At 31.1% G+C, this 26,869-nt stretch carries 28 protein-coding genes; 17 read left to right on the top strand and 11 right to left on the bottom strand.

Annotated features, from left to right (window positions below; all coding sequences use genetic code 11):
• Positions 1 to 8: 8 nt before the first annotated feature.
• Positions 9 to 1,028 (bottom strand): UDP-3-O-(3-hydroxymyristoyl)glucosamine N-acyltransferase, encoded by a 1,020-nt coding sequence (gene lpxD, locus ACYU7A_RS13095; protein WP_460577234.1) that lies wholly within the window; start codon positions 1,026 to 1,028, stop codon positions 9 to 11.
• 31 nt (positions 1,029 to 1,059) lie between these two features.
• Positions 1,060 to 2,295, bottom strand: a complete 1,236-nt coding sequence (locus ACYU7A_RS13090; protein ID WP_460577232.1) for an HD domain-containing protein — start codon at positions 2,293 to 2,295, stop codon at positions 1,060 to 1,062.
• A 135-nt stretch (positions 2,296 to 2,430) separates the two neighbouring features.
• Between ACYU7A_RS13090 and ACYU7A_RS13085 the strand changes: the two genes are divergently transcribed.
• Positions 2,431 to 2,850 (top strand): SRPBCC family protein, encoded by a 420-nt coding sequence (locus ACYU7A_RS13085; protein WP_460577230.1) that lies wholly within the window; start codon positions 2,431 to 2,433, stop codon positions 2,848 to 2,850.
• Here ACYU7A_RS13085 and ACYU7A_RS13080 read toward each other — a convergent pair whose 3' ends face one another.
• Both ACYU7A_RS13080 and ACYU7A_RS13075 read right to left on the bottom strand, forming a co-directional pair.
• Complete coding sequence (locus ACYU7A_RS13080) at positions 2,851 to 3,075, bottom strand: hypothetical protein (RefSeq protein WP_396143203.1); 225 nt, start codon at positions 3,073 to 3,075, stop codon at positions 2,851 to 2,853. It abuts the gene before it with no gap.
• Positions 3,076 to 3,080: 5 nt separating this feature from the next.
• Positions 3,081 to 5,057 (bottom strand): alpha-ketoacid dehydrogenase subunit alpha/beta, encoded by a 1,977-nt coding sequence (locus ACYU7A_RS13075; protein WP_460577228.1) that lies wholly within the window; start codon positions 5,055 to 5,057, stop codon positions 3,081 to 3,083.
• 321 nt (positions 5,058 to 5,378) lie between these two features.
• Between ACYU7A_RS13075 and ACYU7A_RS13070 the strand changes: the two genes are divergently transcribed.
• The 11 genes from ACYU7A_RS13070 to ACYU7A_RS13020 all read left to right on the top strand — a co-directional run bounded on the left by ACYU7A_RS13070 (position 5,379) and on the right by ACYU7A_RS13020 (position 12,873).
• Positions 5,379 to 6,332 carry an isopenicillin N synthase family dioxygenase gene (locus ACYU7A_RS13070; RefSeq protein ID WP_396143199.1) on the top strand — a complete coding sequence of 318 codons (954 nt, stop codon included), beginning with the start codon at positions 5,379 to 5,381 and terminating at the stop codon, positions 6,330 to 6,332.
• Between the two features lie 113 nt (positions 6,333 to 6,445).
• Positions 6,446 to 6,778 (top strand): translation initiation factor, encoded by a 333-nt coding sequence (locus ACYU7A_RS13065; RefSeq protein ID WP_298304029.1) that lies wholly within the window; start codon positions 6,446 to 6,448, stop codon positions 6,776 to 6,778.
• A 49-nt stretch (positions 6,779 to 6,827) separates the two neighbouring features.
• A complete protein-coding gene (locus ACYU7A_RS13060) occupies positions 6,828 to 7,694 on the top strand; it encodes a nucleoside phosphorylase (RefSeq protein WP_460577225.1) in 867 nt (288 codons plus the stop codon).
• A gap of 230 nt (positions 7,695 to 7,924) precedes the next feature.
• Complete coding sequence (locus ACYU7A_RS13055; protein WP_460577223.1) at positions 7,925 to 8,302, top strand: VOC family protein; 378 nt, start codon at positions 7,925 to 7,927, stop codon at positions 8,300 to 8,302.
• 16 nt (positions 8,303 to 8,318) lie between these two features.
• On the top strand, positions 8,319 to 8,771 hold the full coding sequence (locus tag ACYU7A_RS13050) for a DinB family protein (protein ID WP_460577221.1): 453 nt from the start codon (positions 8,319 to 8,321) through the stop codon (positions 8,769 to 8,771).
• A complete protein-coding gene (locus ACYU7A_RS13045; protein ID WP_460577219.1) occupies positions 8,762 to 9,295 on the top strand; it encodes a GNAT family N-acetyltransferase in 534 nt (177 codons plus the stop codon). The genes ACYU7A_RS13050 and ACYU7A_RS13045 overlap by 10 nt, the downstream gene beginning before the upstream one ends.
• A 14-nt stretch (positions 9,296 to 9,309) precedes the next feature.
• Positions 9,310 to 9,813, top strand: a complete 504-nt coding sequence (locus tag ACYU7A_RS13040; RefSeq protein WP_460577217.1) for a hypothetical protein — start codon at positions 9,310 to 9,312, stop codon at positions 9,811 to 9,813.
• 30 nt (positions 9,814 to 9,843) lie between these two features.
• The gene (locus tag ACYU7A_RS13035; protein ID WP_460577215.1) at positions 9,844 to 10,695 is read left to right on the top strand and encodes a substrate-binding domain-containing protein; all 852 of its coding nucleotides are present in this window, start codon (positions 9,844 to 9,846) and stop codon (positions 10,693 to 10,695) included.
• Between the two features lie 19 nt (positions 10,696 to 10,714).
• Entirely contained in the window at positions 10,715 to 11,647 is a 933-nt protein-coding gene (locus tag ACYU7A_RS13030; protein WP_460577213.1) for a transglutaminase, read from the top strand.
• Positions 11,648 to 11,702: 55 nt separating this feature from the next.
• Positions 11,703 to 12,272: a DUF3575 domain-containing protein gene (locus ACYU7A_RS13025; RefSeq protein ID WP_460577211.1), complete on the top strand. Its 570-nt coding sequence runs from the start codon at positions 11,703 to 11,705 to the stop codon at positions 12,270 to 12,272.
• Between the two features lie 13 nt (positions 12,273 to 12,285).
• Positions 12,286 to 12,873: a hypothetical protein gene (locus ACYU7A_RS13020; protein WP_460577209.1), complete on the top strand. Its 588-nt coding sequence runs from the start codon at positions 12,286 to 12,288 to the stop codon at positions 12,871 to 12,873.
• A gap of 33 nt (positions 12,874 to 12,906) precedes the next feature.
• On the opposite strand, the gene ACYU7A_RS13015 is transcribed toward ACYU7A_RS13020, so the two are convergent.
• The gene (locus tag ACYU7A_RS13015; protein ID WP_460577207.1) at positions 12,907 to 13,572 is read right to left on the bottom strand and encodes a uracil-DNA glycosylase; all 666 of its coding nucleotides are present in this window, start codon (positions 13,570 to 13,572) and stop codon (positions 12,907 to 12,909) included.
• Positions 13,573 to 13,655: 83 nt separating this feature from the next.
• Between ACYU7A_RS13015 and ACYU7A_RS13010 the strand changes: the two genes are divergently transcribed.
• The 3 genes from ACYU7A_RS13010 to ACYU7A_RS13000 all read left to right on the top strand — a co-directional run bounded on the left by ACYU7A_RS13010 (position 13,656) and on the right by ACYU7A_RS13000 (position 16,445).
• Positions 13,656 to 15,824: an endonuclease MutS2 gene (locus tag ACYU7A_RS13010; protein WP_460577322.1), complete on the top strand. Its 2,169-nt coding sequence runs from the start codon at positions 13,656 to 13,658 to the stop codon at positions 15,822 to 15,824.
• A gap of 2 nt (positions 15,825 to 15,826) precedes the next feature.
• Positions 15,827 to 16,240: a thiol-disulfide oxidoreductase DCC family protein gene (locus ACYU7A_RS13005; RefSeq protein ID WP_460577205.1), complete on the top strand. Its 414-nt coding sequence runs from the start codon at positions 15,827 to 15,829 to the stop codon at positions 16,238 to 16,240.
• Between the two features lie 67 nt (positions 16,241 to 16,307).
• Positions 16,308 to 16,445: a hypothetical protein gene (locus ACYU7A_RS13000; protein WP_298304004.1), complete on the top strand. Its 138-nt coding sequence runs from the start codon at positions 16,308 to 16,310 to the stop codon at positions 16,443 to 16,445.
• Positions 16,446 to 16,486: 41 nt separating this feature from the next.
• Here the strand turns inward: ACYU7A_RS13000 and ACYU7A_RS12995 are convergent, their stop codons facing one another.
• The 3 genes from ACYU7A_RS12995 to aroC all read right to left on the bottom strand — a co-directional run bounded on the left by ACYU7A_RS12995 (position 16,487) and on the right by aroC (position 20,533).
• Positions 16,487 to 18,145 (bottom strand): T9SS type A sorting domain-containing protein, encoded by a 1,659-nt coding sequence (locus tag ACYU7A_RS12995; RefSeq protein WP_460577202.1) that lies wholly within the window; start codon positions 18,143 to 18,145, stop codon positions 16,487 to 16,489.
• A gap of 64 nt (positions 18,146 to 18,209) precedes the next feature.
• Positions 18,210 to 19,466, bottom strand: coding sequence for a dicarboxylate/amino acid:cation symporter (locus tag ACYU7A_RS12990; RefSeq protein ID WP_460577200.1), 1,257 nt, complete (start codon positions 19,464 to 19,466; stop codon positions 18,210 to 18,212).
• Complete coding sequence (gene aroC, locus ACYU7A_RS12985) at positions 19,466 to 20,533, bottom strand: chorismate synthase (protein ID WP_460577198.1); 1,068 nt, start codon at positions 20,531 to 20,533, stop codon at positions 19,466 to 19,468. Before aroC ends, ACYU7A_RS12990 begins: the two co-directional genes overlap by 1 nt.
• Before the next feature lie 154 nt (positions 20,534 to 20,687).
• Here aroC and ACYU7A_RS12980 point away from each other — a divergent pair, with 154 nt between their 5' ends.
• Together ACYU7A_RS12980 and ACYU7A_RS12975 are read left to right on the top strand one after the other, a co-directional pair.
• A complete protein-coding gene (locus ACYU7A_RS12980; protein ID WP_460577196.1) occupies positions 20,688 to 21,503 on the top strand; it encodes a hypothetical protein in 816 nt (271 codons plus the stop codon).
• Between the two features lie 178 nt (positions 21,504 to 21,681).
• On the top strand, positions 21,682 to 22,185 hold the full coding sequence (locus tag ACYU7A_RS12975) for a hypothetical protein (protein ID WP_460577194.1): 504 nt from the start codon (positions 21,682 to 21,684) through the stop codon (positions 22,183 to 22,185).
• A gap of 34 nt (positions 22,186 to 22,219) precedes the next feature.
• Here ACYU7A_RS12975 and ACYU7A_RS12970 read toward each other — a convergent pair whose 3' ends face one another.
• From ACYU7A_RS12970 to ACYU7A_RS12960, 3 genes are all read right to left on the bottom strand, one after another.
• The gene (locus ACYU7A_RS12970) at positions 22,220 to 22,642 is read right to left on the bottom strand and encodes a protease complex subunit PrcB family protein (RefSeq protein ID WP_344816364.1); all 423 of its coding nucleotides are present in this window, start codon (positions 22,640 to 22,642) and stop codon (positions 22,220 to 22,222) included.
• Positions 22,639 to 23,787, bottom strand: a complete 1,149-nt coding sequence (gene bshA / locus ACYU7A_RS12965; RefSeq protein WP_460577192.1) for an N-acetyl-alpha-D-glucosaminyl L-malate synthase BshA — start codon at positions 23,785 to 23,787, stop codon at positions 22,639 to 22,641. Before bshA ends, ACYU7A_RS12970 begins: the two co-directional genes overlap by 4 nt.
• A 67-nt stretch (positions 23,788 to 23,854) precedes the next feature.
• Complete coding sequence (locus ACYU7A_RS12960; RefSeq protein ID WP_460577190.1) at positions 23,855 to 26,854, bottom strand: glycoside hydrolase family 3 N-terminal domain-containing protein; 3,000 nt, start codon at positions 26,852 to 26,854, stop codon at positions 23,855 to 23,857.
• Between the last annotated feature and the right edge of the window lie 15 nt (positions 26,855 to 26,869).

The following is a 26,869-nucleotide window of genomic DNA, read 5'->3' as shown; positions in this document are numbered from 1 at the left end:
TATGTTTGTTATTTAATTTTCTTTTTTAAATCGTCTAAGTCAGAAACAATTTTAGGTAAATTTCTAAAATGAACATACGACTTACTGAAATCACCATAATTAAATGCTGGTGTTCCTTGCACTACTTCTCCATCACCAATGCTTTTACCAATTCCAGATTGGGCTTGTATTCTAACATTATTTCCAATTGTGATGTGTCCGACTATACCTACTTGTCCGCCAATCATGCAATTTCTACCAATTTTGGTCGAACCAGCAATACCTGTTTGAGAGGCAATTACCGTATTCTCTCCGATTTCAACATTATGAGCTATTTGGATTTGATTGTCCAACTTTACTCCTTTTCTTATTATTGTCGAGCCCATTGTCGCTCTATCAATTGTGGTACACGAACCAACTTCTACATCATCTTCAAGGATCACATTCCCAATTTGTGGAATCTTACTGTAAGTTCCATCTTCATGAGGTGCAAAACCAAATCCATCAGAACCAACAATAGTTCCTGAATGAATTACACAATTATTTCCAATTTCTGTTTCTGAATAAACTCTAACTCCAGCAAAAAACACACAATTATCACCAATAACTACATTATCGCCAATAAAAGTATTTGGATAAATCTTTACATTATTTCCAATTTTGACATTCTTTCCAACATAACAAAAGCTACCTAAATACAAATCGGTACCATATGTAACATTTTCAGAAATCACAGAAGGTTGTTCAATACCAGACTTCATCAACTTTACCTGATTGTAATATTCCAACAATTTAGAAAATGCTTGATAAGCGTCTTCAACTTTAATCAATGTCGTTGAAATAGCTTGCTCTGGTTCAAAAGTTTTATTTACAATTGTAACAGATGCTTCTGTAGAATAGATAAAATTTTGATATTTTGGGTTGGACAAAAATGTAAGCGAACCAATAGTTCCTTCCTCTATTTTGGACAATTTGAAAACTTCAGCATTAGGATTACCTATTACTTCACCTTCTAGAATACCTGCAATTTGTTCAGCTGTAAATTTCATTGCTGCAAAAATATTAAATTTTAATGAAATACTATGTATCTAGTAACACTTTTGGAAAACATATAAAATATTTGGTCACTGGTTTTGACAATGCTTTCAAATGCAATTGATCTGAAGCTTCTACAACATCTTCTATTGTTTTGTCTTTTTTCAGAATTCGAATAGGCTCACTTGATTTACTATAAGCCTGATTTTTAAGTTTTCCTTTGAAAATAAAGTAATCAGCTTCTTTTTCTGAAATTGGATGTAATTTCATGAATTTTTGCTTCAAAACCACCAAATTCTCTTTTTCAGGTTTTTCATCAGACATTTGAATTTTCAATAAATCTCTATTGATAATCATCTTACATAACGAACTCAAAACAAAATCATCATTGAATTGCCATGCTTTTATTGCTCCCATTACATCATGATCATCTAACAAAGCAAAAGTTTTAATCGTTTCTTTATCAAATGTTTCTAATGAAATTTTATTTTCCATAAAAAACAAAAGTGGTTTACTACATTCCAAATGAATTCCTTTTTGAGTTAATTCTTTAGCTCTTTTAAGGATTTTCATTAAAATAATTTCGGCAACAACACTTGTTTTATGCAAATAAGCTTGCCAATACATCAATCGTCTTGCCACTAAAAATTTTTCTACTGAATAAATTCCTTTTTCTTCAATTACTAAAAAATCATCTTGAACATTCATCATCTGAATTAAACGTTCGCTATTGATATTTCCTTCAGCAACACCGCTGTAGAAACTATCTCTACGTAAATAATCCATTCTGTCCATATCTAACTGACTTGATATCAATTGATACATAAATTTTCTATGGTACTCTCCTTTGAATATTTTAATTGCTAATGACAATTTACCATCAAATTCTTCATTCAATTCATTCATAAAAAGCAATGAAATTTCTTCATGATGCACATCTTCTACAATACTATTTTCCATAGCATGCGAAAATGGACCATGTCCAATATCGTGCAATAAAATAGCAATTAACAAAGCATTTTCTTCCTCTTTTGAAATTGCAACATCTTTAAATTGAAGTGTTTGAATGGCTTTTTGCATTATGTGCATACATCCCAAAGCATGATGAAAACGAGTATGATGTGCACCAGGATAAACCAAATACGACATTCCCATTTGAGAAATACGTCGCAAACGTTGAAAATAGGGATGCTGAATTAAATCGTAAATTAAGGTATTTGGTATGGTTATAAATCCGTAGATTGGATCATTGAATATCTTGAGTTTATTGGTAGGATTCACAAACGAGCAATTTTATTTTAAACAAATATAAGCTAATTGTTAAAAACAAAAAACTATTTTTTTAATGAGACTCTTTATCTTGGTAGTAATTTTTATAAATTTGCTTAAACAATAGTTAATTTTTAGTTTCAACAAATGGGAAGTAAAACAAAAATAACCGTAGAATGTACCATCAAAAGTAGTTTAGATAAAGTATGGAAATACTGGACAACACCTGAGCAAATAATGTTATGGAATAATGCTTCAGACGATTGGCACTGTCCTAAAGCAACCAACAATCTTAAAATTGGTGAACGATTCAACTATACTATGGCTGCTAAAGATGGAAGTTTTAGTTTTGATTTTGAAGGAACTTACACTGAAGTAATTGAAAACAAATCAATTAAATATGTTTTAGACGACGAAAGAGAAGTCAGCGTCGATTTTATTGCTATTGGAGACACTGTTGAAGTAGTTGAAACTTTTGAAGCAGAAACTCAAAACCCAGTAGAATTACAACAGTTTGGATGGCAAGCTATTCTTAATAATTTCAAAAAGTTGGTAGAAAACAACTAACTATTCTTTTTCCTTTCTACCGCGTAAAATATCTTCTAGAGTACAGCACTTTACAATTTCTTCTTCACCAAAAACTAACATCGGCAAATGGATGTACTCCACTGCCGATAAGTCTTCGTTTAAATAAAATTTCATATCGTCCAAATTGTAAAACCATTCCTTGTCAAATTGAACTTTGTGAACAGTAGCGTCTTCCAACAACAATTTTTCCGTTAAAGGTTTCATGCTAATTAATATTTCAATAATTCCAATAATCCCTCTTCAAATCTAACTTTAGGCAAATATTGATCTTCCAGTGCTTTTACAAATGGAATAGCGCTTTCAATACTTCCAACACGTTTTACAGGTGCATCTAAATATTCAAAACAATTCTCCATAATCATAGAAGAAATATCACTTGAAATACCACCAAATAAAGTATCTTCTTGTAAAATAATACATTTTCCTGTTTTCTTAACCGAAGCAAAAATAGTCTCAGTATCTAAAGGTTGTAATGTTCTCAAATCAATCAAATCTGCTTTGATTTCAGTGTTTTTAGATAACGTTTCTAAAGCCCAATGGACTCCTGCTCCAAAGGAAATTATGGTTACATCATTACCTTCTTTAAGCACAGAAGCTTTTCCAAAAGGTAACGTATAATAATCTTTAGGAACATCTTGATAAACGGAACGATACAATTGTTTGTGTTCAAAAAACACAACTGGATTCGGGTCATTAATTGCTGTATTCAACAAACCTTTAAAATCGTATGGAAATGCAGGATAAACTACTTTCAAACCTGGTGTTTTGGTAAACCAAGCTTCGTTAGTTTGAGAATGAAATGGCCCAGCTTGAGTGCCACCACCACAAGGCATTCTAACCACAACATCCGATTTTTCATTCCAACGATAATGTTGTTTGGCTAATAAATTCACAATTGGATTAAATCCTGAAGAGACAAAATCAGCAAATTGCATTTCAACAATAGCTTTATGACCATTGATTGACAAACCATTTGCAGCAGAAACTACAGCACTTTCGCAAATTGGTGTATTTCTAACTCTTCCTTTTCCAAATTGTTCTACAAAACCTTCAGTAATCTTGAAGGCACCACCATATTCCGCAATATCTTGTCCCATAATAACCAAATTATCATGGCGTTCCATAGATTGTCTTAAAGCGGTTGAAATGGCATCAATTACTCTTATGTTTTCTATTTCACTTGAAGGATCAACTTCTTCAAATTGATATGGTTGAAACATATCATTTAATTCTTCACTTAAATCAGCTACAACTTCAGGTTCAGCTTGTGTGATTGCCCAATGTTCATCGATTTCAGCTTTTATAGTTGCTTTAAATTCTGTATCTAATTCTTCTGATAAAACACCAACATTAACCAAATACTCTTTATAATTTGAAATTGGATCTTTAATTGCCCACATGTCCATCAACTCTTGCGGAACATATTTTGTACCACTCGCTTCTTCGTGACCACGCATTCTAAAAGTTTTAAATTCCAATAAAACTGGTCGCGGATTTAGAGCTAAAGACGCTTTCAATTCGGCAATTTTAGTATAAACTTCTAAGATGTTATTTCCATCAATAATGTGGCTTTCCATTCCGTAACCAATGCCTTTGTCAGCAAGGTTTTCACAACGATATTGCTCGTTAGTTGGCGTTGAAAGTCCGTAACCATTATTCTCAATCACAAACAAAACCGGCAATTCCCAAACAGCAGCAATGTTCAATGCTTCATGAAAATCACCTTCAGAAGTTGCTCCTTCACCAGTAAAAACAGCGGTTACTTTGCCATTTCGTTTTAATTTATTAGCCAAAGCAATTCCATCAGCAACACCCATTTGTGGACCAAGATGCGAAATCATTCCGATAATTTTGAATTCTTGTGTTCCAAAGTGAAAACTTCTGTCACGACCTTTGGTAAAACCAGTTTTCTTGCCTTGCCATTGTGAAAACAAACGGTGCAAAGGAATATCTCGACCAGTAAAAACTCCCAAATTTCGGTGCATTGGTAAAATGTACTCGTCTTGGTCTAAAGCAGCCGTAATTCCCACAGAAATAGCTTCTTGACCAATACCAGAAAACCATTTAGAAACTTTACCTTGACGAAGAAGAATAAGCATCTTCTCCTCTATCAATCTAGGTTTTAGTAGTTTTTTATATAAATCCAACAATTGAATATTGGACAATTCTTTTCTATCAAAGTTCATGAGATTGTTTATTTACGATTGCAAAAATATAAAAAAAGGATTCTTTTATACTAACCTTTTTGCGGAATTGTTTGGAATTTTGATTGTTTTTTGACAATTCTCTTCCTTTACAAGAATGATAGAAAGTCAAGGTGTTTTTTTGGAACACGTATTGAAGAAGTTAGAAAAATTTTAAAATTTCTTTGATTGCTTGAATGTGCGTTACTAAACTCAATAAATATTTGTTAATAACTTAAACACAATCAAAATAAAATTTTCATACATTTGTAGTTATGATTGGAACTTATCCAATTTTAGTTATTAACAAAAAAGTTTTAGTAAATGCAACAAATCCCTAGTGTTGACTTACGTGATTTCCTGTCGGATGATCCGGCACGTAAACAAAAATTTGTAAATGAAATCGGAAAAGCTTACGAAGAAATTGGTTTCGTAGCGTTAAAAGGTCACTTTCTTGATGACCAATTGGTTGAAAATCTTTATGCTGAAGTGCGTAATTTCTTTAATCTTCCTCTTGAAGTAAAAGAAAAATACGAAATTCCAGGCATTGGCGGACAACGTGGCTATATTTCTTTTGGAAAAGAACATGCTAAAGGTCGTTCTGCAGGAGATTTGAAAGAATTTTGGCACTTCGGACAATACGTTTCGGAAGGCTCAAAATATGCTAATGAATATCCAGAAAATGTAACTGTAAATGAATTAGCAAACTTCAATGCTACAGGTAAAGAAGCGTATCAAATGCTTGAAAAAACAGGTGTTTATGTATTGCGTGCTTTAGCAATTCACATTGGATTAGACGAATTCTATTTTGACAATTACATCAAAGACGGAAACAGTATTTTACGTCCAATTCACTATCCACCAATCACTGACGAACCTAAAGATGGTGCTGTTCGTGCTGCTGCTCATGGTGACATCAACTTGATTACACTTTTAATGGGTGCACAAGGAAAAGGATTGCAAGTTCAAAATCACGATGGTCAATGGATTGATGCTATGGCGCAACCAGACGAATTGATGATTAACGTTGGCGATATGTTGTCTAGACATACTAACAACAAATTGAAATCAACGATTCACCAAGTTGTAAATCCACCAAGAGAATTATGGAATACTTCAAGATATTCTATTCCTTTCTTCATGCATCCTGTAAGTGATATGAAATTAAATTGCTTACCAGAATGCATCGACGAAAACAACCCAAAATTATATGAAGACATCACCGCTGGTGACTATTTATATGAAAGATTGGTTGATTTAGGATTGATTAAGAAATAAAGGGAAGAAATTCCAATATAAAAATTCCAAATTCCAATTAATGTTTTCAATTGGAATTTGGAATTTGATTTTTATTTGGAATTTGGGTTTTAAATTTTGGAATTTAAAGAAATATGGATTTACAAGAACAACTAAAAAAACTATTTCCAGACCACGAAGTTTCTAACGAACCAGAAATTGTTGAGGAAAAAGAACACGAATTATTCGTTCAAAAAGAACCAATGATTTGTAAATTTGAAAAACGCAAAGGAAAACCCACAACCATTATTTCTGGTTATGAAGGTGAAGATGAAGATTTCAAATTATTGGCAAAAGAATTAAAAAATAAACTCGCTGTTGGAGGAACTTTCAAAGACGGCGAAATCATTATTCAAGGCGATTATCGTGATAAAATAATGAAGTTATTACAAGACAAAGGATTTAAAACAAAACGAGTTGGTGGATAATTCAATTAATAATTAATAATTGCGAATTACCTAATAAACAAATTATCAAATGATACAATCATCAGAATTAATATTAAATCCGGACGGAAGTGTATACCACTTGAACCTAAAACCGGAGCATATTGCGAAAGACATCATCTTTGTAGGTGATCAAAATAGAGTCGAAAAAATAACTAAACATTTTTCAAGCATTGAGTTTTCGCAACAAAAACGTGAATTCAAAACACAAACTGGAATTTACAAAGGAAAACGAATTACAGTAATGTCATCAGGAATTGGTCCGGATAACATTGATATTGTAATGAATGAGTTAGACGCTTTGGTTAACATCGATTTAAAAACTCGTGAAATCAAACAAGAATTGACTTCTTTGAATATTGTCCGAATTGGAACTTCAGGTTCATTACAAGCAGATATTCCTTGCGATAGTTTTGTTATGAGTCAATACGGATTAGGATTAGACAACATGCTTCGCTCCTATTTGATTGATGAAATTTCAGAAACTGCTATGGAAGACGCTTTTATCGCTCAAACCAATTGGGATATGAAAAAAGGTCGTCCGTATGTTATTAAAGGAAGTGAAATTCTTGAAAAACGTTTGGAAAGTGACAAAATATTTAAAGGTTTTACAGGAACAGCAGGCGGATTTTATGGTCCACAAGGTCGCGTTTTAAGATTAGACATTCAAGATCCAGAATTGAATAGTAAAATGGACAAATTCGAATTTGAAGGTATCAAAATGACTAATCTTGAAATGGAAACCGGAGCTATTTATGGTTTAGGAAAATTGCTGGGACATCAATGTTTATCATTAAATGCAATCATTGCCAATCGTGCAACTGGAACTTTCAGTGAAGATCCATACAAAGCGGTTGATGCCTTGATTGAATATGCTTTGGATAAATTAGCAGAGTAAATGGGTTTTGAGGAATTAATATTAAATTTTTTAGGCGGAACAATAAGATGGTTTTTCGGTTCCATTTATTGTTTGTTATTGAATAAAAAAAAGTATACTTTTTGGGAATACATTAATGGTCCAAAAAATTCTAAAGATTATTATGACCAAATGGGTCATGCCTCTAACAATATAATTATTGCATTTATAGTTATGTTTATCTTCTGTTTAATAATATATTTCTTTAATTTATGACTTTCAGATTTGCAAGACATACCAACAATTTAGAACAACTCAAATCCTTTTATATTGATATTTTAGGATTGGAATTACTTGGTGGTTTTGAAAATCACAATGGTTACGATGGCGTTTTTATTGGTAAACCCAATGAAAATTGGCATTTAGAATTTACCAAATCGGACGAGATTGTTACATTTAATTTTGGTGAGGAAGATATTTTAGTTTTTTATCCAAATACTAAATTAGAATTTGGACTGATTCATAATAAATTATTAGCAAATAAAATCGAATTAATTAAAGCTAAAAATCCCTATTGGAATGAAAATGGAAAGATAATTCTCGATCCTGATGGATATCGTGTAGTGATTTCTCATTTGAAGATAGAATAAAACTCAAAACTAAACAATGAAAGAAAAAATAACAAAATTTGAATTCGTTTTGAATGAGTTAACGGCTTCAAATATTTTTATAAAAGCTACGGATTTTGAAATAAAACCATCAGAAAACAAATGGTCTAAAAAGGAAGTCTTAGGTCATTTAATTGATTCAGCAATTAACAATATTCAGCGATTTACTGAAATTCAAACATTTGATAAACCTTATAAAATAAGAACTTATAATCCTGATGATTTAGTAAAATCGAATGATTATCAAAATAAAAACAATCAAGAATTATTTGATTTATGGATGAATTTAAATCTTCATACTTTGTACATTGTAAAAAATCAAACCAATGAAACACTAACTTATAAATTGATTCTTCCAAATGGTGAGCTGTCCGATTTACAATTTTTAATAGAAGATTACTTCGACCATTTGTATCATCATTTAAATCAAATTAACCCAGAATGGATTTAATATTAGAAACTGAAAGACTACTACTTCGACCATTTGAAAAATCAGATGCTGAAGCATTATTTGAAATGGATAAAAATCCAGAAGTCCATAATTATTTATGGCAAAAGCCTTGTATTGATATTCAAGAAGTTTACGATTATATTGAAATGGTTCAAAAACAATATCTAGAAAGAGGAATTGGTCGTTTCTCTACTATTTTAAAAGAAACTAATGAACTAATTGGTTGGACAGGAATCAAATTTGTAAATGACCATGTTGAAAATGGTAATACAAATTTCTTTGATTATGGTTATCGCTTGAATGAAAAATTTTGGAACAAAGGTTATGCAACCGAAGCATCACTTGCTTGGCTTGATTATGGTTTCAATCAAATGAATATTAAAGAAATGAATGCTTACACACATGCAGAAAATGGAGCTTCAAATCATGTTTTGCAGAAAGTAGGTTTCAATTTCATGGAAGATTATCCTGATAATGATGGAGTTATTTGGAAATGGTGGAAAATTAGTAGGCAGTCGCAGTAAGCAGTTTTCAGTTTATGAACTTTGAAGAAATAATAAAAAAAGTAAAACATGTTCCTTATGGAAGAAATTCTAATAGGTATGATTTTTCGTTAGTACTTTCTGAAAATAAAGGAACTTGTAGCTCAAAACATGCTTTTTTAAAAGATTATGCAGATAAAAATGAAATTGAAAACGTAAAATTATATATTGGAATTTTTAAAATGAACGAAGTAAATACACCTAAATTAGGAGATTTACTTTCAAAAAGTGGTATTGACTACATTCCAGAGGCGCATTGTTATTTAAAGATTAATGGTATTCCGTTAGATGTCACAACTTCGGAATCATTTTACGATAAAATAAAAGAGGAAATTATAGAAGAAATCGAGATAATTGCTAAACAGGTTGGCGATTTTAAAGTAGATTATCACAAAGCTTTCTTGAAAAAATGGATTGAAGAAACCAATCAAAATTTTACCTTTGATGAAATTTGGGACCTAAGAGAACAATGTATTCAAAAACTCTCTGAACAATCTTAATACTTAATACTACAATCTTAATACTAATAAATGAAAACTATAAAAATAGCTGGCGTTCCAGAGCATTTCAATCTTCCTTGGCATTTGTGTATTGAAAATGGTGAATTTGAAGCCGTTGGAATCGATTTACAATGGACTGATGTTCCTGAAGGTACAGGTAAAATGTGTCAAATGCTTCGCGATGGTGAAACTGATATTGCTGTAATTTTATCAGAAGGAATTGTAAAAGATATCAATGCTGGAAATCCTTCTAAAATAGTGCAAGTTTACGTTGAAAGTCCTTTAATTTGGGGAATTCATGTGGCTGCTAACTCCAATTTTAAAAAGCTTTCTGATTTAGAAAATAAAAAAGTGGCTATCTCAAGATTAGGTTCAGGTTCACAATTAATGGCTTATGTTAATGCCAATAATCAAGGTTGGAGTACCGAAAAACTACAATTTGAAATTGTAAATACCATTGATGGCGCTGTTGAAAGCTTAACCAAAGGAGAATCCGATTATTTCATGTGGGAACATTTTATGACCAAACCTCTTGTAGATAAAGGAATTTTCAGGAGAATTGACGATTGCCCTACTCCATGGCCATGTTTTGTAATTGCCGTTCGTGAAGAAATTTTGAAAAAGCATCCTAATGCCATTGCTCAAATACTTGAAATTATAAATATCACAACGCAAGAGTTCAAAGAAATTCCGAGTATTGATAGAACATTTGCTACTAAATACCATCAAAAAATAGAAGATATACAAGAATGGTTGCGTTTAACAGAATGGTCGCAAAAGCCATTATCAGAAAAAATGTTAAACAAAATTCAAAATCAATTATTTGACCTCAAAATTATTGAGAAAAAAGGTACTTTTGCTGAACTTGTAAAAGCCATCTAGCTTTTTGCAAATTCTTAAAATGATAGAAAAAACAAAACTTTATTACTTGTACTTAAAAGACAAACTTACGGTAAAAAAACCGTGGGATATGGTAATTATTTTTGTTTTAAATGTACTTATAACCATTCCAATTTTTATTATTTTACATCAAAATATTATTGAATTTGAATGGTCTTTACACATAGATAGAATACTTCTTTTTATTGTTCTTTTGGTTTTAATACAACTTATATTGAGAGCCATGAGAAAAATTACATTAATAAGTATTTTTCTCTATTTAATAGCATTAGTTTATGGAACTATTTTTGGAGGTTATGGCTTTCAAACCGTTTTTGAAGACTATCAATCAATGCTTTACACAATGAGTTATAATCCATATCCTCAAGATATTATTATTGACAAATTACTTCCTTTTCCAAATAAATCTAAGATACTTAATGCCATAGATTATTCTAATCCTAAAGTTAGAAATTTTTCTTTGATGGCTGTAAACAAGCATTTCAAAGACGCTAAAGGATACAATGATTATTTTACCATAATTCAATGTTTTTCTGTGTTTAAAGAAATAAATAGCAATTGGAATTATGTAAGTGACCCAAAAGGTAGAGAATATATTGCTAGCGCCAGTGAATCAGCAAAATACTTGTCTGGCGATTGTGATGATCACTCTATTTTAATGGCGGCTTGTATTCGATCTATTGGTGGAATACCAAGACTTATTCATACAGATGGTCATATTTATCCTGAAATCTTAATTGGAAAACAAGCCGATTTAGAAACCATAAATTATTTGGTAAAAAAAGTGCTTTTTCCTGAAGAAAGTAAAGGAAAATCATTGCATTACCATATTGATGAGCGTGGTAATATTTGGCTGAATTTAGATTATACAGCTAAATATCCTGGTGGACCATTCATGAATGAAGAAATTTTGAGTGCACTTACTTTAAATTAATTTTTCAAAATACATCAAATAAAATAGTATATTAGCTATTTAAAATCAGAATTATATGAAAAAAATAATAGGTTTATTCTTGTTAGGAACTTTGTTTGTTTCTGCACAAGAAAGTAGTCCTTTTGACAATAAAAAAAATGAATTTCGTGTCGATGTGCTATCAGCTATAGCTTACGGAAAGCTAAGTTTTAGTTATGAACGTTTTCTTGGAAAGGATTTTTCAGTTGGAGTAAATACTAATTTTTCTAATAGTCAAAAAATAGAGGATGATTTTAATGATGGTTTTAGAAATAACTTACCCAAGTATGAAATCAATCCTTATTTAAGATATGCTTTGTCAAAAAGTAAATCACGATATTATTTTGCTGAAATTTTTGCTTCTGCTAATGGTGGCGATTTTAAAGAAATTATAAGAGATACAGATTCAAATGGCAATGGGTTTTACACCATAAAAAAATCAAACTATACCGATTTTGGACTTGGAGGTAGTTTAGGATACAAAATGTACTTTAAAGAATCTTGGGCGTTAGAGTTCTTGGTTGGTTTCGGTTCTAACTTGACCAAAAGAGAACAAAGTCCAGATGTAATATCACGAGTTGGAATTAATTTAGGTTATAGATTTTAAAAAAAAATATAGTATGAAGACATTAAAAATAATAACATTATTAATTTTATTTGTAACAACATTCAATTCATGTGATACAAATGATGATGATTTTTATAACACAGAATATATATCTGTTCCAAATTTAGTTTCAATTCAAACGCAAGCTAATTATAATGTTGGCGATTATCTTTATGTAAATTCCTATATCAATCGCCTTTTAGCTGAACCTAATCAAACAAATTTATTAGATATTAGAAAAACTACAAACAATGCTCCTTCTTTTGCATTTAGCTATTTATTAGAAAAAAAAGTGGGTAATGATTGGATACTAGTTGATGCAAGCACTCCAAATATAGATTTAGATTTGGGTAAATTTGTAACAGGTGGTTTTTATAATGCCACAGCAGAATTTAATGTTGCAAATGATCGATATGAATTTTTATGTGGAATAAAATTACCTTCTTCTGGACAATACAGAATAAGTTTTGGCTACAATAGTTCTTCAACAAGTCAAGTTGAAATACGTTCCAACAGTAGTTCTGATAGTATATCTCTTACCATTTTTTCTAATGTAAGCAATTTAGATTCCGAAGGTTATTATAACTTTACAGTAAATTAAAATAGTAAATCCATCCTAAGTGATGGATTTTTTTTACCATTCAATTTCTTTAAAGTTTTTACTTTTTAAAAATGAATTTGTTGCACTAAAATGTTTATTTCCAAACCAGAAGCCTCTATTTGCACTCAACGGAGATGGATGTCCTGTTTCTAAAACAAAATGTTTATTTCTATCAATCTTTGCTCCTTTTTTCTTTGCAAATCCTCCCCATAAAAGAAAAACAACATGCTCTTTTTCATCAGAAATCTTTTTAATTACGGCATCAGTAAACTCTTCCCATCCTTTTTTTTGATGGCTACCTGCTTCACTTTCTCTAACTGTTAAGGTAGCGTTTAACAAAAGTACTCCTTGCCTAGCCCATCTTTCAAGATTTCCTGAAATTGGAATTGGTAATTTCAAATCTTGTTCAATTTCTTTAAAAATATTAATTAGTGATGGAGGAAAAGTTACGCCATCATTTACAGAAAAACACAATCCGTTTGCTTGCCCAAATCCGTGATAAGGATCTTGTCCTATTATTACAACTTTTACATTATCAAATGGACAATAATCGAAAGCTGAAAATATTAGATTATCATTAGGAAAACATCTGTGAGTTGTATATTCATTTTTAACAAATTCAACTAAATTGACAAAATAGCTCTTATCGAACTCCTCGTTCAATTTTTCCTTCCATGACGAATTAATTTCAATCAACATATCTTAATTTTTTACCAAAAATATAAAAATCTATTGCAATATGCTTGTCAACATTCGTAACTTTGAATTCACAAAATATTAGAATGATTTCTATCACCAATAAAACGCTTCAAGATTTAGAATTTGACACTATATTAAATACTATTTCAGAGCGATGTAATACCGAATTAGGCAAAATAAAAGCCCTTGAAATTACTCCATTTAAAGAGAAAAATCTTTTGATGGATAATTTGCTGCAAACCTCTGAGTATGTTTCCTCCTACTCAAATAATAATGCTATTCCAAATCATGGTTTTGATTCTATAAATAACGAGTTAAAATTTTTAGCCATTGATGGAAGTCAATTAGAAGTTTCTGGATTTAGAAAAATAGCAACGGTTTCAGAAACCGCAAATACTTTGATTTTATTTTTCAAGAAATTTCAAGAATATTATCCCAAACTTAATGAGAAAGCTAGTCAAATACAAGTTACCAAAGAAATTGTAAAATACATTGATGAAGTTATTGATAAACACGGAGAAGTAAGAGATAATGCATCGCCAGATTTATTGAATATTCGTCGTGATATGAATGTTGTTCGTGGAAAAGTCAATCAAAGTTTTGGCATGGCAATGAGCCAATATAATTCTTTGGGATATTTGGATGACATCAAAGAAAGTTTTGTAGAGAACAGAAGAGTTTTAGCTGTTTTGGCAATGTACAGAAGAAAAGTAAAAGGCTCTATTTTAGGAAGTTCTAAAACAGGAAGTATTGCCTACATTGAGCCAGAAGCTACCTTAAAATATTCTAGAGAGTTAAACAACTTAGAATATGAAGAGAAAGAAGAAGTTACACGAATTTTGAAACAACTTACCAATGATATTCGTCCTTTTCATGAATTAATTGTTAGTTATCAAGAGTTTTTGAGTGATGTTGATGTTATTGCTGCAAAAGCTAAGTATGCCAATAAAATCAATGGAATTCTACCAAATATTTCGGATAAAAAACGTTTGTATTTTAGAGATGCTTTGCATCCTATTCTTTATTTGAATAACAAATTAAAAAATGAGATAACTCATCCACAAACAATTGAATTGAATCCTGAAAGTACCATTATAGTTATTTCTGGACCAAATGCAGGTGGGAAAACAATTTCACTTAAAACGGTAGGATTACTTCAATTAATGTTGCAAAGTGGTATCTTAATTCCTGTTCATGAACGTAGCGAAACCTTTCTTTTTGATAGAATTTTGACAGATATAGGAGATAATCAATCTATTGAAAATCATTTAAGCACCTATAGTTATCGTTTGAAAAACATGAACTATTTTTTGAAAAAATGTAATTCTAAAACGTTATTTTTAATTGACGAATTTGGTACTGGTTCTGATCCTGATTTGGGTGGCGCTTTAGCAGAAGTTTTCTTAGAAGAATTTTACCATAGAGAAGCTTTTGGTATTATTACAACACACTATACCAATTTAAAAATATTGGCAAACGAATTACCTAATGCCACAAATGCCAATATGTTATTTGATGAAAGAACACTCGAGCCAATGTATAAGTTGCACTTAGGACAAGCCGGAAGTTCTTTTACTTTTGAAGTGGCACAAAAAAATGGAATTCCATTTGGTTTAATTAACAGAGCCAAAAAGAAAATTGAAGGTGGCAAAGTAAGATTTGACAAGACTATTGCAACTTTGCAAAAAGAGCGTTCTAAAATGGAAAAAACTTCTTTAAATTTGAAAGAAGAAGAATCTAAAGCTCGTGAAGAAAGCAAAAAAATGGAATCTATTAACGCTAAGATAAAAGATAAATTAGAACGTTACCAAGAATTGTATGATGCCAATCAACGATTGATTTATATGGGACAAAAGATTGATGAAATTTCTTCTAATTATTTTAACAATAAAGACAAAAAAACACTTATCGGTGAATTTTTAAAAGTGGTAGAAATTGAAAATTCCAAACGAAAAAAAGCAACAGCTAAAGAGTTAAAGGAAAAAGAAGTTATTCAAAAAAAGGTTGCAGAAGAGGTTAAAGTTAAAGTTGAGGAGATTCGACAAGAAAAGAAAGAGAAAAAATTAAAACTAAAAGAAGTTCCAGAAAAACCAAAAGTTGCACTTAAAATTGGTGACCGAGTTAGAATGTTTGATGGCAAAGCAGTTGGAACACTTGATGGTATTGAAAAAAATAAAGCAACAGTAAATTATGGAGTATTTACATCAAAAGTTAGTTTGGATGCTTTAGAATTTGTGGAAAGACCTAAATAATTATGGAAGAATTACCAAAAGATAAAAAAATCATTCTTTTTGATGGTGTATGCAATTTGTGTGATGCCACGGTACAATATGTGATAAAAAAAGATGTTAAAGACACTTTTAGATTTGTTGCTATTCAATCTGAACTTGGACAAAAAATTATTGATTACATTAAGGTTGATACTTCTCAAACGGATAGTATTATTCTTTATATTCCAGGAAAGGCTTATTATGTTAAAGCTGATGCGGCATTTAACATTGCAAAAGATTTAGGAGGATTAATCAGTTTAACAAGTTACCTCTCTATACTTCCAAATTTTTTAAAAAATTTCGGATATGATTTTGTTGCCAAAAATAGATACAAATGGTATGGCAAAAAAGATAGCTGTATGATGCCAACTCCAGAGTTAAAATCTAAATTTCTCTAGTATGATATTTGTCATATTTCAATAAGTTTATTTGAAATACTTTTGGGTATCCTAAACAATTGAAATCATGAACAACTTATTGTTACCTCTTTATTCTCATGATAATGGAACTTTCATTATGATTGGAGTCTTTGCTTTAGTTATAATTGGATTAGTTGGAGCCGTTTTCCTTATGATGGGAAGTGATAAAAAGAAAAAAGACTAAGCAAATGCTTAGTCTTTTTTTTATTTAATAAAGAATACTAATTATTCTTTTATCACTTTTTTAGTAACAATTCCTTTATCAGAAACTATTTTCATTGTGTACATACCTTGAGCTAAATCTGAAACAGTTACTTGAACTTCAGCTACATTAGAGAATTGTTGGTTTTTAACAACTCTACCATTGATATCTGTAATTTCAATTCCAGAAATTAAAGCGTCTGTAGTATTAGCAACATTAATTACATTTTTAGCTGGATTTGGATAAGTAGAGAATTTAGACTCTAACACTTCATTACTAGCTAATGTTTGAGAAACTGTGAAGTTATCAATGATTAACGCGTGAGTTGAGTTTGCAACACCATTTATAGGAGATGTATTTCTTACACCAATATAGTAAACACCAGTTGTTGGAGGTGTAAATGTAAATGTTTTCAATGCAAATGCTGCAGCTGTAGCTGTCCCTGTTCCAACTGCAATAGTTTGAGCAGCTACAGTTTGATCTGTTCCAGCAGTTATTGTAAAACTTGATGTGTTTGTAGCACCAGCTGCTTGATAGTTACTTGCTTGAAAAGTAATAGTCACTGGGTTACCACTTGCTTGTAAATTAATACCTCTAGAATACATGATACCAGATGCTTGAGCTGTTGCACTTCCTAGAGAAACACATGAGTATAGTCCATTTTGAACTAAAGCACTACCAGTTCCACCATATACCATAAACCAATCTGTTCCATTTGGTTCTTCATCAGCAACCCATCCAATGTTTGGATGATTGTCAATTTCAAAACTTGTGTTGTAGCTAGGAGTTGCTGGTTGGAAAGTAGTATGAAATGATACTGGAACAGTATTAGAACTAGTACCTAAAAATGCCCCACAATCTGATTTAGTATAGATTTCATAAGCTGTACTCGGCTGTAAGCCACTCAATGTATAAGGAGAAGAAACTCCATTAACATAAGTTCCGGTTGTTGCTGGATCAAAATCGTAAGCTCCATATTGAATATTAACAGGATTACTTGACGCAAATGTTATATTAGCAGAATTTAAAGTTGTACTTGGCACGGCTACATTTAATGGTCTTGCACAATCAACCAATTTACCTAAAATAGTTTGTGGTCTGAAAGTTGAAAAAGCTCCTAATGTCGCTGGAGCAGCAGTAGCACTAGTTGCCGTTCTTGTTCCACTAGCAACAGCAGTATTTGCAGGAATAGTACTTGGTACTGTAGCAAGATTACCTGCAGCATTTTGATAATCAAAAGCAACATAAAGGGAACCACCTGTATAATTAAAATTTGTTGAAAGTGGCATGTAGAAATCTCCTGAAGCTGTTGGCAAAGTAACTGAACCGTTGTATGTACTTGTCATACCGGTAATAACCGAAGTCCATGCAGTACCTTTTGTATTTGCTGTATCCGTAGAGTTTTGCAAATAAATTTGAATGTTACCAGTTGTAGCAATATCAAGACCATTAATATAATTAAATCCTAATGCATTGATAGTATTACCTGTTGTAAATCCAGCAGCAGTCATTTCTGCAGCAGTCAAAATCCAAACACTTCTATGGAATCTGTTAGTACCTTGAGGTCCACGAACTTGTGTAGAACTATTACCAGCGCCTACAGGCAAGTAATCAGTTTGAGCATAAATATCTGTAGAAATTGCAGTAAGCAATAACACAAATAATAAAGTAATTTTTTTCATAAAAATAATTTAAAGTTTTTTTTCGAATTCAAATTTAGTTATTATTTTTTAATTTTTTAATTTTTTAACTTTCTTTTTCCCATTTTCCTACTACTGAAGTTGCCAAAGCATTACCTAATACATTAGTTGCGCTTCTAAACATATCGCAAAAATGGTCAATTGGAAGAATTAAAGCAATACCTTCTATTGGTATATCAAACATTCCACAAGTAGCAGCAACTACTACTAAACTTGCTCTTGGAACACCTGCTATTCCTTTACTTGTAAGCATTAATACTAAAAGCATTGTCATTTGAGTTCCCAAATCTAATGGAACACCATAAGCTTGTGCAATGAAAATACTTGCAAAAGTCATATACATCATACTTCCATCAAGATTAAATGAATAACCAAGTGGAAGCATAAAAGAAACTATTTTATCTTTTACGCCAAATCGTTCCAATTCCTCTGTCAATTTTGGAAAAACGGCTTCACTACTTGTGGTTCCAAAGGCAATTATTAATGGACTAAGAATTCTTTTAAGTAAAGTTGTCATATGTCCTTTTAAAAATATGTATCCTACAAGTAGAAGAACTATCCAAAGAGAAGAAATTCCAACTAAAAAAGAACCGAAAAATTTGGCATAAGTCAACAACAATTCTTGCAAATCTCTAATGGCAAAAACGCCTGCAATGGCGCCAAATACTCCAATTGGAGCAAATTTCATTACATAATTTACCATTTTCAAAATGATGTGTGAAATAACATCTAAAACTTTCACAACAGGTTTTGCGTGATCACCAATAGATGCAGCAGCTAATCCGAAAAAAATTGAAAAAATTACAATCTGTAATATTTCATTGGTTGCTAGTGCTTCAAAAATACTTTTGGGAATAATATGTTCTACAAAATTTTGCGCAGAAAAACTTTTAGTTTTATCAGTAACTTCAGCAGCAGTAGAAACATCAACATCGGTCAAATTCAAACCAACTCCAGGTTGAAGAATATTTACCCAAAACAAACCTATCAATAACGAAATAAAAGAAGCAGTAAAAAACCATCCCATGGCTTTACCTCCTATTCTACCAACCGATTTTATATCACCCAACTTGGCAATTCCAACAACCAAAGTCGTAATTACTAACGGCGCAATAATCATTTGAACTAATCTAATGAAAATGGTTGCTAACATTTTAATTTTATCACTAAAATTCTTTGCAAATTCAGTGTCAAAATTGTTATGAATATATATTCCGAGAATAGCTCCAAGAACCATTGCTATTAAAATTTGAACTGTTAGATTACTAAAAAATGATTTTTTTTGTTCTATTTGTGATGTCATTATTTTGTTTGATAAATTTTGTTTATTAAATAAAAATCGGCCAATACGATAGCAGCCATTGCTTCCACAATTGGAACCGCTCTTGGCACAACACAAGGGTCATGACGACCTTTACCTTGTTGCTCAATTATTTCATTTTGATTAGTCAACACTTCTTGCTTTTGAATTAAAGTTGCCACTGGTTTAAAAGCAACTCTGAAATAGATATCCATTCCATTAGAAATTCCGCCTTGAATTCCACCAGAAAGATTTGATTTTGTAGTTCCATCTTCGTTGTACAAATCATTATGTTCGCTACCTTTCATTTTGGCTCCACAAAAACCGCTTCCAAATTCAAATCCTTTAACAGCATTTATGGATAGCATTGCTTTACCAAGTTCAGCATGAAGTTTATCAAAAACTGGTTCACCTAGTCCAATAGGAACATTTTGTATTACACAAGTTATAGTTCCTCCAACTGTATCACCTTGTTTTTTTATTTCTTTTATGTAAGCTTCCATTTTTTCGGATGAAGCTAAATCTGGGCATCGAACCGCATTTGTTTCTGTTAAAGAAAAATCTAAATCCTGATAAGGTTTGTCGATAAAAATTTCTCCAACTGATGACACAAAAGCATTGATTTTTATATTCTTTAGAACTTGCTTTGCAATAGCTCCTGCAACTACTCTACTCGCTGTTTCTCTTGCTGAACTTCTTCCACCACCACGATAATCACGAATTCCATATTTTTTTTCGTAAACATAATCGGCATGACTTGGTCGATAAGAATCTTTTATGTGCGAATAATCATCCGATTTTTGATTGGTATTTGGAATGATAAAACCAATTGGAGTTCCAGTTGTTTTTCCTTCAAATAAACCAGATAATAATTGAACTTCATCTTCTTCTTTACGTTGTGTAACGATAGTAGATTGTCCTGGTTTACGTCGTTGCATTTCTTTTTGAATAGCTTCAATATCCAACTCAATTCCTGCAGGACATCCATCAATTATTCCTCCGAGTGCGTCTCCATGAGATTCTCCAAAAGTTGTAATCCTAAAAAGTGTTCCGTAGCTATTCCCAGCCATTTTTAATAGTTTTGAACAAATATAGTTGAATTGTTTAAAGTTTAAAAGTTTACAGTTTAATTTTAAATAAGAATTCTATTTGTAAAATGATTTTTACATTTGATTAGTGTTAAAATAATTTTTATTAATTTAGCAAAAAACAAATTAATTGTATATGAAAACTAAATTTTTAATTACATCATTGTTACTGATTTTTTTAACTTCTTGCTCAAGCGATAATGACAATAACACCGATGATGGAAATGAAGTGCCAACTGGATTTATGCCTTTAAAAAATAATAATTATTGGACTTATGATATTGATAGTGATTTAAGTAGTTCTACTAACCCATTAACAAGAGATTCAATATATGTTTCTGGTGATACATTAATAAATTCAGTAACTTATAAAAAAATTAAATCCTTAACAATTCCTACAGGTTTTTTCAGTTCGACTTTAAGAAATAATGGAATAAAAATTGACGGTAGTAAATTACTTATGACCGGGAATTTTAGTTTTAATTTCGGTTTGACCTCACCTATTAATCTTGGAGTTACAGATTTTATTTTCTTTAAAGAAAATGCTACTGTTGGTCAAGTTTTAAGTACTGCTTCAGGTACAATTAATCAAACAGTTCAATCGTTTCCTCTAACAATTGATTATACTTTGAAATCTGTATATAATGGTGGTCAAGCTACTTACGTTTTCCCAAATGGAGATGATTATTCAGATATCAAAAAGACAAAAATTATTTTAAACTTAAAAATCACTACCGTTCAAACTATTTCTGGCATTTCATTTCCTATAACAATAATGAATGCACAAGATGTAATCGTATCTGATCAATATTATAGTAAGAATGTTGGAATGATTTATACTAGTACTGTTTTAAATTATCAACTGAATAGTATTCCAAATGTTACTTTACCAATTCCTTCAACTTTCAATCAAACACAAACAGAGAGTATAAAATCGTTTCTTATAAACTAAGATATTTTTTTAATATTATTCTAAGTGACAAATTTGGTATTCTAAATTTGTCACTTTTTTTTATCATACTACCAATGACTTAACTGGTATAAACTTGCTTTTAATATATTTTAACAACTAGCGGCACAATAATTGACAATATAAGGTTGTTATAATATAAACTTTAAATAACAATTTTATGAAGAAAGTAATTCTATCAGCGATGATGTTAATTGGATTAGCATTTACTGCACAAGCACAAGACATTTCAAAAAACGCATTAGGTTTGCGACTTGGAGACAACGATGGGTTTGGTGGTGAAATATCCTATCAAAGAGGTTTGTCTAAAAACAATCGTTTAGAACTTGATTTGGGTTTTAGAAATAGTAATAATGTAGATGCCTTTAAACTAACAGGTATTTATCAATGGGTTTGGAATATTGATGGTGGTTTTAACTGGTATGCTGGTGTTGGTGGTGGTTTAGGAAGTTGGAGCTATGATTATAGAGCTAATGGAAATCAATACAAAGACAACGGAACTTTTGTTTTTGTAGCTGGTGATTTAGGTATTGAATACAATTTTAAAGAAGTGCCAATTCAACTATCTTTAGACATTAGACCTGAACTTTATTTTAACTCTGATAATTATCGTGAAGATAATTTTGGTCCAGATTTAGCTTTAGGAATTAGATACAAATTCTAATAAAAAAATCCCGATTTTTCAATCGGGATTTTTTTTATCTTATTTCTATTGGCTTCTTAGATTTTATTTTTATTACATAACATGGTTTAGTAACTGCCATTGTGGCTACTCCTTTAGGTTCAATTTCTTTTAAAGTGACAATTACTTTGTCAGCTAATTCTTCTACCTTTTGAACTTCAAGCGTATAACCACCTGATTTTTTTTCACCCATGTTGACTAATATAAAATTACAAGTTTCTATATCTTCCTTTTTTACATAGGGTTTTATCATATCATCTGTTAGTAAAATATTAAATTCCTTCTCATCTGATACAATTTCGTAAAATTGAAAAGAGGCTCCACCATATTCACTACCAAAAAGAACATCATACATAGGTTCTGAAATCATTGGAGGTTTTGATGAAGAGCAAGAAAAAAGTGTTATAACTAATAAAATTGCACCGAGTTTTTTTATCATGATAAATTTATTTGCTTAGATTTTTCAATTGCTTTATGATAGATTTCTTCATAAATTGGCAATATATTTTTTATATCAAATTGTTTTGCTACCGATAAAGCATTTTCTTTAAACGTATTTAAAGTGTCAATATTGCTTAAAATTTTTATAGCATTATCTGCCATTTCATCAACATCACCTACATTACTTAAATATCCTGAAACTCCGTCAAAATTCACTTCAGGCAAACCTCCAGAATTACTTGAAATAACAGGAACAGACCAAGCCATAGCTTCTAAAGCGGCTAAACCAAAACTTTCTGTCTCGGATGGCAATAAAAATAAATCTGAATAAGAAAGAATTTGATCAATTTCATTACTATTTCCAAAGAAAATCACCTTATCTTGAATTCCAAGTTCTTCGCACATTCTTTCGGCAATCTCTCGTTCAGGACCATCACCTACCATCATTAATTTGGCAGGAATTTGTTGTTGTATTTTGAAGAAAATCTTAACAACATCAGGAATTCTTTTTACTTTTCTGAAATTACTTATGTGAGTTATTATACTTTCATGCTTTTCAGCCATTACAGAACGTTGGCAAGATATTAAGGGTTCATTGCGATGCTTTTCTAACTCTATAAAGTTTGGAATAACATGAATTTCTTTATTTATATCAAAATGTTTATACGTATCGTCTTTTAAACTTTGCGAAACAGAAGTAACTACATCCGATTTGTTGATGCTAAAACAAACAGCCGTTTTATAAAATGGGTGTTTTCCTACTAAGGTAATATCCGTTCCGTGAAGCGTAGTAACCATTGGAATATTAATTCCTTCATCTTTCAACATTTGCTTAGCCATATAACCTGCATAAGCATGTGGAATTGCATAATGTACATGTAATAACTCAATACCATATAATTTTACCATATCTACCAATTTGCTAGATAGTGCCAATTCATATGGCTGATAATGAAACAAAGCGTATTCAGGAACATTAACTTCGTGATAATGCACATTTGAGTTCAAAAGTGCTAAACGAACAGGTTGCTTGTAAGTAATAAAATGAATTTCGTGTCCGCGATGTGCTAATTCAAGACCGAGTTCAGTAGCGACAACACCACTCCCACCAAAAGTTGGATAACAAACGATTGCTATTTTCATTGCTGATTTTTAGAAGTACGAAGTTACTGAAAATCCTAATGAAATTCGTTAACAAAAAATTAAAAATCTATTTATCTAAAATAGCTTCTTGAATAATCTTCTGAATATCTTCTCTAATATTTTCTTTAGAAAGTTTATTTATCTCTGTATTACCAGGATAAGTTCTGTTTGACAAAAACACATATACAATTTCAGTTTCTGGGTCAGCCCAAGCTATAGTTCCGGTAAAACCTGTATGTCCAAAACTCGACATCGATACACATCCACAAGTAGGACCTTCTTTTCCTAATTGAGGTTTGTCAAAACCTAATCCTCTCCTATTTCCTTCTGAACAGAAATGACATGTATTGAAAGTATCAAATGTTGAAGGAGAAAAATATTGTTTATCACCATAATTACCTTTTTGAAGATACAATTGCATCATTTTGGCAATATCCATAGCGTTTGAAAAAATTCCAGCATGACCAGCAACACCACCTTGCATTGCAGCTGTCATATCATGAACATAACCTTGAATTATGGTATGACGAAAATAGTTGTCATTTTCTGTTGGTGGAATTACGCTATAATCAAACTTTCTAAGTGGATTAAACATGGTATTGTTCATTCCTAAAGTTTTATAGAAATTCTCTGTACTCAATTTATCAAGAGTTTTTCCAGTAGCTTTTTCTAGATATTCTTTTAAAATGATAAAAGTAAAATCGCTGTATTTATATTCTTTTTTGTCTAAAAGTTTACTATCAGCAATCTGTTTTAAAATACTATCTTGATAATCATTTCTGATGTATAGATTCTCAGCAACTTGATAATTAAATCCTTCTTTATTATACAAACTATATATTTTATCAGATGGACATTTCTCAGCATCTAAAGTGTTTTTGTAAAAAGGAATCCATGCTTGTAATTTTGCATAATGAGATAGCAAATCTTTAAACACGATATCTTGCTTGTTAGTTCCTTGAAACATCGGCAACATATCACCCAATTTAGAATCTAAAGTTACTTTTCCTTTATCATATTGTTGCATTACATTTGGTAATGTAGCTACCATTTTTGTAATCGAAGCTACATCATAAATATCTGAATTAGATACTTTTGTTTGATTGTCATAAGTATGATATCCATAGGATTTTTGAAAAATAACTTTACCTCTTCTTGCTACTAAAATTTGCATTCCAGGAGCCATTTTACCATCAATAGCCTTTTTAGCATAAGTATCAATTTTAGATAAAATACTTGGACTCATTCCTACATTTTCTGGAGCAGTGAATCCTAATCTATTTAATTTTTCAGTTCTTAAACCGAAACCTTCTTTAAACTCTTCGTTGATTGTAACAGGTAATTTTCCTTGCGGTTCAAAAGCTCCAAAAAGTAATTGAGCACTAACTTCTTGAGCAATATCACCATTTTGATAAGACATTACCACTCCTTCAATATCATCAAAACTTGATATTGCAGATAAAGAATATGGTTTTGTAAATGCATCTAAAATTACTACATTATTTTTAGCAATTTCTTGAAGCCAAAGTAATTCCGTTTCAGAAAAATCATGTTTTTTCCAAGCTCTATCCGATTTGTGAAAACCTACTATGACAGTATTATAGTCTTTAAGTCTTACTTTAAGTGAGTCAATGTTATCTTCTGAAATTTCGGTTATTTCAGTATATTTTTTTATAGTGTTAACAAAAGAAGAATTTACATCATCACCCAACTTTACGTAAGCAATCTTTTGGTCAAGATTTTTAATGGGAAGAATATTATCCTTATTTTTTAAAACCGTTGTAGCATGCTCGAAAAGTTGATATTGTAGCGCATCTTTAAATGTCGTATTCAAATCAGATGCTATATTTTTTACATCAACTGGTTTGTAGTGATTTAAACCGATTTTGAATTTATGAGCCAAAATCTTTTTAACCGATTTTGCTAAACGTTCTTCTGTAATTAGTCCATTATTATAGGCTTCAGAAATTTTTTGATAAGCCAAAGGAACATTTTCTGCAAAAAGTAAAATATCATTTCCAGCCATAAAAGCTTCTAAATCGATATCTCCGGGTTTCATGAACTTACTCGCAGCTTTCATATTCAATGCATCGGTAAAAATCAAACCATCAAATCCCAATTCCTCTTGAAGCAAATTAGTTACAACATTATACGAAACAGAAGTCGGAAAATTATCTCGTGGCTCAATACTTGGAATGTTCAAATGGGCTACCATAACAGAAACTAATCCTTCATCAAACATTCTCTTGTAAGGATACAATTCAACTTTTTCTAATCGGTCTTTTGTAAAATTCACTAATGGCAAAGCATAATGAGAATCTAAAGCAGTATCACCATGTCCAGGAAAATGCTTTCCTGTACAAAAGACACCTTCACTTTGAATTCCTTCCATAATAGCAATGGCGTGCTCGGTAACATTTACTTTGTTTTCACCAAAAGAACGATGTCCAATGATAGGATTTTTAGGATTGGTATTAATATCTAAAACTGGCACAAAGTTGAAATGTGCTCCAATTCGTTTGGCTTCTTGAGCCATATTCCTACCCACTTTTTCTATAAGTCGTAAATCTTTTATTGCTCCAAGTGTCGTATTCCATGGATATTTGTAAGTGGAATCTAATCGCATACTCAATCCCCATTCAGCGTCAATCCCAATAAACAAAGGCACTTTTGATTTTGATTGAAAACGATTAGTCAATTTGGCTTGTCGAACAGGACCGCCTTGAAAAAAGATTAAACCACCAACTTTATTTTGAGTAACTAACTTTTCGACAGCATTGAAATGAACCGTATCCTTATTAGAATAAGCAGCAACCATAAACAATTGTCCTACTTTTTCTTCAAAAGTCATTTGAGTATAAATACTATCAACCCATTTTGTTTCTAATGAAGTTTCTTTGAAATAATTTTTACGTTCCGATTTTGGAACTGGAATATAAAGATCTTCCTCAATTACTAACTCAGGTTTTTTGATTACACCAACAGAAGATTTTCCCTTTGTAGGTCCGCAGTTGGTTACAAAAGTTATTATTACAAACAATAAAAGTAGCTTACTTATATTTTTCATGAAAGGAGATAAAGA

It is taken from the genome of Flavobacterium koreense, from assembly GCF_054776075.1.
Note: the sequence above shows the minus strand (reverse complement) of the source record. Positions and strands in the feature narration are given on the sequence as shown.

Coding starts and splice junctions, on each gene's coding strand:
- lpxD (WP_460577234.1), bottom strand. CDS start 1,028: ATGAAATTTACAGCTGAACAAATTGCAGGTATTCTAGAAGGTGAAGTA.
- ACYU7A_RS13085 (WP_460577230.1), top strand. CDS start 2,431: ATGGGAAGTAAAACAAAAATAACCGTAGAATGTACCATCAAAAGTAGT.
- ACYU7A_RS13080 (WP_396143203.1), bottom strand. CDS start 3,075: ATGAAACCTTTAACGGAAAAATTGTTGTTGGAAGACGCTACTGTTCAC.
- ACYU7A_RS13075 (WP_460577228.1), bottom strand. CDS start 5,057: ATGAACTTTGATAGAAAAGAATTGTCCAATATTCAATTGTTGGATTTA.
- ACYU7A_RS13070 (WP_396143199.1), top strand. CDS start 5,379: ATGCAACAAATCCCTAGTGTTGACTTACGTGATTTCCTGTCGGATGAT.
- ACYU7A_RS13065 (WP_298304029.1), top strand. CDS start 6,446: ATGGATTTACAAGAACAACTAAAAAAACTATTTCCAGACCACGAAGTT.
- ACYU7A_RS13060 (WP_460577225.1), top strand. CDS start 6,828: ATGATACAATCATCAGAATTAATATTAAATCCGGACGGAAGTGTATAC.
- ACYU7A_RS13055 (WP_460577223.1), top strand. CDS start 7,925: ATGACTTTCAGATTTGCAAGACATACCAACAATTTAGAACAACTCAAA.
- ACYU7A_RS13050 (WP_460577221.1), top strand. CDS start 8,319: ATGAAAGAAAAAATAACAAAATTTGAATTCGTTTTGAATGAGTTAACG.
- ACYU7A_RS13045 (WP_460577219.1), top strand. CDS start 8,762: ATGGATTTAATATTAGAAACTGAAAGACTACTACTTCGACCATTTGAA.
- ACYU7A_RS13040 (WP_460577217.1), top strand. CDS start 9,310: ATGAACTTTGAAGAAATAATAAAAAAAGTAAAACATGTTCCTTATGGA.
- ACYU7A_RS13035 (WP_460577215.1), top strand. CDS start 9,844: ATGAAAACTATAAAAATAGCTGGCGTTCCAGAGCATTTCAATCTTCCT.
- ACYU7A_RS13030 (WP_460577213.1), top strand. CDS start 10,715: ATGATAGAAAAAACAAAACTTTATTACTTGTACTTAAAAGACAAACTT.
- ACYU7A_RS13025 (WP_460577211.1), top strand. CDS start 11,703: ATGAAAAAAATAATAGGTTTATTCTTGTTAGGAACTTTGTTTGTTTCT.
- ACYU7A_RS13020 (WP_460577209.1), top strand. CDS start 12,286: ATGAAGACATTAAAAATAATAACATTATTAATTTTATTTGTAACAACA.
- ACYU7A_RS13015 (WP_460577207.1), bottom strand. CDS start 13,572: ATGTTGATTGAAATTAATTCGTCATGGAAGGAAAAATTGAACGAGGAG.
- ACYU7A_RS13010 (WP_460577322.1), top strand. CDS start 13,656: ATGATTTCTATCACCAATAAAACGCTTCAAGATTTAGAATTTGACACT.
- ACYU7A_RS13005 (WP_460577205.1), top strand. CDS start 15,827: ATGGAAGAATTACCAAAAGATAAAAAAATCATTCTTTTTGATGGTGTA.
- ACYU7A_RS13000 (WP_298304004.1), top strand. CDS start 16,308: ATGAACAACTTATTGTTACCTCTTTATTCTCATGATAATGGAACTTTC.
- ACYU7A_RS12995 (WP_460577202.1), bottom strand. CDS start 18,145: ATGAAAAAAATTACTTTATTATTTGTGTTATTGCTTACTGCAATTTCT.
- ACYU7A_RS12990 (WP_460577200.1), bottom strand. CDS start 19,466: ATGACATCACAAATAGAACAAAAAAAATCATTTTTTAGTAATCTAACA.
- aroC (WP_460577198.1), bottom strand. CDS start 20,533: ATGGCTGGGAATAGCTACGGAACACTTTTTAGGATTACAACTTTTGGA.
- ACYU7A_RS12980 (WP_460577196.1), top strand. CDS start 20,688: ATGAAAACTAAATTTTTAATTACATCATTGTTACTGATTTTTTTAACT.
- ACYU7A_RS12975 (WP_460577194.1), top strand. CDS start 21,682: ATGAAGAAAGTAATTCTATCAGCGATGATGTTAATTGGATTAGCATTT.
- ACYU7A_RS12970 (WP_344816364.1), bottom strand. CDS start 22,642: ATGATAAAAAAACTCGGTGCAATTTTATTAGTTATAACACTTTTTTCT.
- bshA (WP_460577192.1), bottom strand. CDS start 23,787: ATGAAAATAGCAATCGTTTGTTATCCAACTTTTGGTGGGAGTGGTGTT.
- ACYU7A_RS12960 (WP_460577190.1), bottom strand. CDS start 26,854: ATGAAAAATATAAGTAAGCTACTTTTATTGTTTGTAATAATAACTTTT.